5 protein-coding genes are annotated in these 6,985 nt (G+C 73.9%); 2 read left to right on the plus strand and 3 right to left on the minus strand.

Annotation, left to right across the window (positions count from 1 at the left end; genetic code table 11):
• Window positions 1-243 precede the first annotated feature (243 nt).
• On the minus strand, window positions 244-1,149 hold the full coding sequence (locus tag CKO31_RS24840) for a dienelactone hydrolase family protein (protein WP_200243243.1): 906 nt from the start codon (window positions 1,147-1,149) through the stop codon (window positions 244-246).
• Window positions 1,150-1,271: 122 nt separating this feature from the next.
• Between CKO31_RS24840 and recJ the strand changes: the two genes are divergently transcribed.
• Complete coding sequence (recJ, locus tag CKO31_RS24845; protein WP_200243244.1) at window positions 1,272-3,026, plus strand: single-stranded-DNA-specific exonuclease RecJ; 1,755 nt, start codon at window positions 1,272-1,274, stop codon at window positions 3,024-3,026.
• Window positions 3,027-3,667: 641 nt separating this feature from the next.
• Here the strand turns inward: recJ and CKO31_RS24850 are convergent.
• Window positions 3,668-4,126: an NUDIX domain-containing protein gene (locus CKO31_RS24850; protein WP_200243246.1), complete on the minus strand. Its 459-nt coding sequence runs from the start codon at window positions 4,124-4,126 to the stop codon at window positions 3,668-3,670.
• Between the two features lie 111 nt (window positions 4,127-4,237).
• Here CKO31_RS24850 and CKO31_RS24855 point away from each other — a divergent pair, with 111 nt between their 5' ends.
• Window positions 4,238-5,179, plus strand: a complete 942-nt coding sequence (locus tag CKO31_RS24855; RefSeq protein ID WP_322789209.1) for a DUF3179 domain-containing protein — start codon at window positions 4,238-4,240, stop codon at window positions 5,177-5,179.
• An 18-nt stretch (window positions 5,180-5,197) separates the two neighbouring features.
• On the opposite strand, the gene CKO31_RS24860 is transcribed toward CKO31_RS24855, so the two are convergent.
• Window positions 5,198-6,622 (minus strand): hypothetical protein, encoded by a 1,425-nt coding sequence (locus CKO31_RS24860; protein ID WP_200243249.1) that lies wholly within the window; start codon window positions 6,620-6,622, stop codon window positions 5,198-5,200.
• Window positions 6,623-6,985: the final 363 nt, after the last annotated feature.

Genomic DNA, 6,985 nt, shown 5'->3' on the forward strand with positions numbered 1-6,985 from the left:
GTTGCTCCCCACCCCGCCTCGCGGCGACGCAGTTACCATTGGCTACGGAGCTTCGGCTTACTCCGACACGGACTTTCACCGTGCTGATGAGGCGCCCTCGCGGGCGCACTGGGAGCGGCCTCTGGCCGCGAAACCCGCCGCAGTGCCCGCCAGCGCCCTTCGCGGCAAGGATGCCGCTCCCACAGCAACGTCGACGTGGGAGCGGCCTCCGGCCGCGACGATGCATCTCGGCGCGTGAAAGACTCAGCCCCCGCGCGAGCCCGGCAGGGATGTCGCATGCCGCCCGGGCTGCACGCCCGCGTCGGCGGCGATGCCGTCGGCCGCGCCCGCCGGCGACCTCCAGGCAGCCAGATCGTCCTCCAACAGGGCGCCTGCGGCAGCGACAGCGCGGCTGATGATCCGCGCGCGCTGTGCCTGCTCGGGCCCGTCGGGATCGGCGCAGACCAGCTCGCAGAGCCCGTCCGTGGGCGCCTCGAAGTCGCAGTGCCCGGCGCCCTCGATGCGCTGCACCTGCGCACGGGCGCTCGCCGCGAACACCGCCCGGCCGTTGTCCAGGGCATTGCAGTTGGTGGGCTCGCCGGCGAGCCCGAGCAGCGGCTTGTCGAGACTGCGGGCGGCGCCCACCCCCAGGCCCTGGGTCTCCACCAGGTCCAGGGTCAGCACGCCGACGGCCTGCGGGTCCGACCCACCGGCCAGCACCGCCGCGAGCCCGCCCGCCGAAAAGCCGGCATAGACCACCCGCTGCGCCCCCAGGTGTCGGGCCAGTGCCGCCATGTCCCGGCCGTTTTGCACGTGACGCCCGGCCCAGGGCTTCTGGTTGCAGAAGTCGAGCGTCGCCACCTGCATGCCGGCCGCAGCCATGGCCGCCGCCAGCCCCTGCATGCGCTGCTGGCTGCGCAGGAAGCCGTGGGCGAGGATGACCCAGTCGGCGGCCGCGTTAGCGCCAGGCGCGCGCGCGCTCGCCGCCGGCACAAAGGTGCGGTAATCCAGCGTGCAGCCGGTGCCGGAGGCGAGCTGACCCGAAGCCCCCTCAACGCTGGCGGGCAGGTCCGTCGTCGGCGCCGGGGCACCCGGGCGCAGCAACAGGCCGCTGCAGCCGGCGAGCAGCAGCAGCGAGACGACGGCGAGGCGGGTGACGGGACGGTGCATGACCATCAAGTGCATGCCGGGGGCCGCCGGCTCAAGCGGCGCGCGGCGCCCGTCGGGCCGGGGATGACGGGCAGCCGCGCGCCGGGCTGCGCCGCAAGCCGCGGGCGGTTAAGCTTGACGCCATGCCGCGCCAGCCGACACCCGCCGCCGCCGATGCCCCGCCCGTGCGCATCCGCCGCCTGGGCGAGTACCCGACGGCCCCGGCCAATGTGTCGGCGCTGCTGACCCGGCTCTATGCGCACCGCGGCGATGCGGCGCCGGCGGTGAGCCTGGAGGCGCTGCTGCCGGCGGCCGGCCTGCACGGCATCGACGCGGCGGCGGCCCTGCTGGCGGACCAGGTGCAGCGCGGCGGGCGGATTCTCGTCGTCGGCGACTACGATGCCGACGGCGCCACCGGCAGCGCCGTCGCCCTGCTCGGCCTGCGCGCCCTGGGCGCCGCGGACGTGGACCACCTGACCCCGAGCCGCTTCCACCACGGCTATGGCCTGAGCCCGGCGGTGGCGGACGCCGCCGCCGAGCGCCGCCCGGACCTCATCGTCACCGTCGACAACGGCATTGCCAGCCATGCCGGCGTGGAGCGCGCGGCGGCCCACGGCATCCCGGTGCTCATCACCGACCACCACCTGCCCGGCGCCGAGCTGCCCGCGGCGGCCGCGGTGGTGAACCCCAATCAGCCGGGCTGCGGCTTCGCGAGCAAGCACGTCGCCGGCTGCGGGGTCGTGTTCTACCTGCTGGCGGCGACCCGCGCCGAGCTGGTCCGCCGCGGCTGGCTCGCCGCTGCCGGCGCGGCCCCGGCACGCAAGGCGCCGAGCCTCGCGAGCCTGCTGGACCTGGTGGCCCTCGGCACCGTCGCCGACGTGGTGCAGCTGGACCGCAACAACCGCATCCTGGTGGAGCAGGGGCTGCGGCGCATCCGTGCCGGCGCCTGCCGCCCCGGGCTCCGGGCGCTGCTGGAGGTGGCCGGCTGCCGGGTGCAGGACGTCACCGCCCGGGACCTCGGCTTCGCCGCCGGCCCAAGGCTCAACGCCGCCGGGCGCTTGGACGACATGACCCTTGGCGTGGAGTGTCTCACCACGGACGACCCGGTGCGCGCCATGCGCCTGGCCCAGCGGCTGCATCAGCTGAACGGGGAGCGCCGGGAGCTGGAGCACGGCATCCTGGACGAGGCCACGGCCCTGGTGGAGCGCATGGCCGCCGAGCAGGGCGAGGTGCCGCCGGTGCTCTGCGTGCACGGGCCGCACTGGCACGAGGGCGTCATCGGCATCGTCGCCGCGCGCCTGCGCGAGCGCTGGCACCGCCCGACCGTGGTCTTCGCCGACGCCGGCGACGGCCTGCTGCGGGGCTCGGCCCGCTCCACCGAGGGCCTGCACATCCGCGATGCCATCGACGCCGTGGACAAGCGCGAGCCGGGGCTGGTCACGCGCTTCGGTGGTCATGCGATGGCCGCGGGGCTGAGCCTGGCCCCGGCGCTGCTGGCAGACTTCCGGGCCGCTCTGGGCGCCGAGATCGAGCGCCAGCTCGGCGGTGCCCCGACGGTGCGGGAGATCCTCTCCGACGGCGAGCTGCCGGCGCCGCTGCTCACCCTCCACACCGCCGCCGCCCTGCGCCGGGCCGGGCCCTGGGGCAAGGGCTTCGCCGAGCCGGTGTTCGACGGCGTCTTCGCCGTCAGCCACACCAGCATCGCCGCCGAGCGCCACCTGAAGCTGCGGGTGCGCCTGGACGGGGCGCCGCCGCTGGAGGCCATCGGCTTTCACCTCGCCGAGCACCGCGGGTCGGTGGGGGAGCACGTGCGCCTCGCCTACCGGCTCGACATCAACGACTATCGCGGGCTGCAATCGCCGCAGCTCGTGCTCGAGCACCTGGAGCCCGTCCAGTGACGAGCCCGGCGCCGACGCGCACAGGCAAGAGCGCCGCCGGCATCGTGGGAGCGGCCCCTGTCGCGGCAAGAATGCCGTTCCCACGGCGCGCTTGCTGTGGGAGCGGCCTCTGGCCGCGATGACTTCCAGGGCGTCGGCAGCGGTTCGTCGCGGCAGGGATGCCGCTCCCACGGCGCGTTTGCTGTGGGAGCGGCCTCCGGCCGCGACGGCTTCCAGGGCGCCGGCAGCGGTTCGTCGCGGCAGGGATGCCGCTCCCACGGCGCGCTTGCTGTGGGAGCGGCCTCTGGCCGCGATGACTTCCAGGGCGCCGGCAGCGGTACGTCGCGGCAAGGATGCCGCTCCCACGGCGCGCTTGCTGTGGGAGCGGCCTCTGGCCGCGATGACTTCCAGAGCGCCGGCAGCGGTACGTCGCGGCAAGGATGCCGCTCCCACGGCGCGCTTGCTGTGGGAGCCGCCTCTGGCCGCGACGACTTCCAGGGCGCCGGCAGCGGTTCGTCGCGGCAGGGATGCCGCTCCCACGCGCACAGCCCCTGTGGGAGCGGCCTCTGGCCGCGACGACTTTCAGGGCGCCGGCAGCGGTACGTCGCGGCAAGGATGCCGCTCCCACACACGCAGCCACTGTGGGAGCCGTTGCGGACCCCTCAGCCTCCGGCGTCCAGGCGCTCGACCGCCCAATCCAGCACCCGCCGCAGGCGCTGGTTCAGCAGCGCTCGAGCCTGCTCCGCGGTGGCCCAGCGAAACTCGTGGTGCTCGGGGCGGCCCAGCTCCTGGCTCACCGGCAGCTCGACGTCGCCGGCCGGCGCCTCGGCGAGGTAGTAACGGGCGATCTTGCCGCGCCCGTAGCGCTCGGTCTCGATATAGGCCTCGCCCCAGCGCAGCCGGAAATCGTCCAGGCTCGTCTCTTCGGCCGCCTCGCGCAGGGCCGCGGCTAGCGGCGCTTCACCGGGCTCCAACTCGCCCTTGGGGAAGTCCCAGTAGTTGTAGGCCCGCAGCAACAGAAAGCGCGGGTCGGAGTCCGCGGCGTCGGCGGTGGCGAAGCGCACCGGCACGATGCCGGCGGCGCGGGTGGCGGGCTGCTCGCGGCTCGGGGGCTTGGCCATGGGCTGTCTCCGCGGTGAAAGCCGGGCGCGGGCTCGGCGGTCTCTGTGGGTATCCATGATCCACCTCCGAGTACGGCCATGACCACCCGCAATCCTCCCTCGAGCTTTTCCGTGGCTTCGACCGTCGCTTTGCTGGCGTTGGCCCTGCTGGCGGCGACCCTGTCGGCGGCGCAGGCGCCGGCGCAGACCAACGGCTTCGACCTCGACAACGCCCTGGTGCCGGCGGACGAGATCCACGCCGGAGGACCGGCGCGCGACGGCATTCCCTCCATCGACGCGCCCAAGCTCGTCGCCGCGAGGGAGGCCGACTTCCTGCGCGGCGGGGACGACGTGCTCGGCATCGTCCGGGGCGGCGTCGCCCGGGCCTATCCCATCCGCATCATGAATTGGCACGAGATCGTCAATGACGACATCGGCGGCGAGCGCATCGCCATCACCTACTGCCCGCTCTGCGGCACCGGGGTGGCCTTTGCGGCCGAGTCCGGCGGGCGTGAGCTGACCTTCGGCGTCTCGGGGTTGCTGTACAACAGCGACATGCTGCTCTACGACCGCGAGACCGAGAGCCTTTGGAGCCAGATCAAGAAGCAGGCCGTCGCGGGACCTCTGGCCGGCCGCGAGCTGCGGGCCCTGCCGCTGACCCACACCACCTGGAGTGCCTGGCTGCGCGAGCATCCGGACACCCGGGTGCTGTCGACGGACACGGGCTACCGGCGCGACTATGCCCGAACGCCCTACGGCGGCTACGAGACCGAGCGCGGGCTCTATTTTCCGGTTGCCAACAAGTCGCGGCGCTATCACCCGAAGGAGCGGTTGCTGGGCGTGGAGATCGGCGGGCAGTACAAGGCCTATCCCTTCGCCGAGCTGTCCAAGACCGACGGCGAGGTGCGCGACCGCATCGGCGGCGAGCCCGTCACCATCCGCTTCGACCGCCTCAACGAGAGCGCCCGGGCCTTCGATGCCGAGGGCAGCCAGATGCCGGCGATGACGGGCTTCTGGTTCGCCTGGTACGCCTTCCACCCGGACACCGCGGTGTTCCAGGCGCCGCGCGGCTGAGTCCCGGCGGCTCGCGGCTCAGTCCCACCCCATGATGGCCCGGCGCAGTGACCGCGCCGAGGCGTCGCCGCGCAGCTCGACATGCCGGTCGTCGATGGCTTCGAGCCCGAGCGTCTCATAGGCCGCGGTAAGAGACGGGAAGCGCTCCGAGCGCAGGTGCGCATCGGTGAGCCGCCGGAAGGTATCGCCGCCGGCGAGGTCGTCCAGCTTGGCGATGAATTCTTGCGTGCCCCACCAGCGCTGTGCCGGCAGGCAGCAGTCCGCGAAGGCCGCCAGCACGGTGTCCAGGCTCTGCTCGCCGCCGGAGCGCCGGCGCAGCGCCAGGTCCGCCAGCAGCGCGACGGCGGCACCGCTCCAGTAGACGCGCATGTACTCGCCGCCGCCGGCACTGACCGCGGCCAGGCTCTCGCCCCACTCGGTGGCGCGGATGCCGCGGCGGAAGCCCGCGTGCAGCTTGTCCCAGGCGCGCTCGGGGGGCAACAGCCCGGCGCGGGCGCGCAGCAGGCTCTGGTAGTAGCTGGCGATGCCCTCGTAGAGCCAGCGGCCGCGGTCCTCGATGCGCGGGTGCAAGAGGTGGCTCAGCTCGTGCACCAGCACCCAGTCGGCGAGAAACTCGTCCTCCGGGCGGGTCTGGTCGATGTACAGGTGCACCGCGTCGCCGCCGCCGCGGGAGACCTGTCCCCAGGGCACCGGCTCGCCGCCGCGCCCGACGGGCACCACCAGCACCTGCACCCGCGGCACCGGCAGGCGGCCATAGACGGTGGCGAGCGCGCCGGCCTGGGCGCGCAGCCAGCGGCGCAGCATGGCCCGATCCGGCGCCGGCTCGCCCGCCAGCAGTGCCACGTCCAGGCGGCCGCCGGGCAGGCGGATGGTGTCGGCAGTGAAGTCGCCGATGGCGATGCGGGCATCCCAGGCCGCGGGCCGCGTGCCGGTGGTGAATGCGGGCTGCCCTGCGGTGCCGCCGGTGCGCGCCCAGGGGGTCGACAACCGCAGGCCCGCCGGCAGCTCGAAGGTCAGCGACAGGGCGCCGTCGCGTGCCGGACGCCAGAGGAAGAGCTGCGGAGACAGCAGTAGGGCACCGCCGGTCTGCGTCACCGGGCCGCGCCAGTCCTCGCCGGTGGCCGCGGCGAGGTCGACGCGATAGGACAAGCAGCCGCCGGGCAAGGCATCGCGCAGCAGGATGCGGCCGTCCCGGTGCGTCGCGGCGTCCCCTTGCGGCAAACGCAGGTAGCGCGCTGCTCGACGGTCCCGGGCTCCAAGCTGTCGGGGCGCACCGCCGGGAAAGCAGGCGCGCACATCGAGCCGGCTCAGGTCCGCCGCCGACGCGATGTGATAGCGCGGCGCCGCCTCTCCCGCCCCCGTTGCCGCGGCGGGCAGCAGCGACAGTGCCAGCAGCGCACCAAGCACGGACAAACAGCGGGCGCGGGCGGGGAGCGCGAACATCCGACGATGGTGGGGGCGCCAGCGCGAGAAGCGACCTGCCTGGCCCTGGTAGGCGTGGCTTCAGGCATCCATTGACGCCGTGATGCCGGCAGCCGGCTTGGTCGGACCCCGCTCGCACTGCGTGCGCCCACGCCGATGCCGGATGGGGGAATGCCACAGCGCCGACCATCGGCTCGCGCCGTGGGAGCGGCATCCCTGCCGCGACGAACGCCTGCCGGTGCCCTGTAAGTCATCGCGGCCAGAGGCCGCTCCCAGTGCGCCCGCGAGGGCGCCTCATCAGCACGGTGAAAGTCCGTGTCGGAGTAAGCCGAAGCTCCGTAGCCAATGGTAACTGCGTCGCCGCGAGGCGGGGTGGGGAGCAAC

The sequence above is a fragment of the Thiohalocapsa halophila genome (assembly GCF_016583825.1).
In the GTDB taxonomy this organism is placed as follows: domain Bacteria; phylum Pseudomonadota; class Gammaproteobacteria; order Chromatiales; family Chromatiaceae; genus Thiohalocapsa; species Thiohalocapsa halophila.

Coding starts and splice junctions, on each gene's coding strand:
- CKO31_RS24840 (WP_200243243.1), bottom strand. CDS start 1,149: ATGCACCGTCCCGTCACCCGCCTCGCCGTCGTCTCGCTGCTGCTGCTC.
- CKO31_RS24850 (WP_200243246.1), bottom strand. CDS start 4,126: ATGGCCAAGCCCCCGAGCCGCGAGCAGCCCGCCACCCGCGCCGCCGGC.
- CKO31_RS24860 (WP_200243249.1), bottom strand. CDS start 6,622: ATGTTCGCGCTCCCCGCCCGCGCCCGCTGTTTGTCCGTGCTTGGTGCG.
- recJ (WP_200243244.1), top strand. CDS start 1,272: ATGCCGCGCCAGCCGACACCCGCCGCCGCCGATGCCCCGCCCGTGCGC.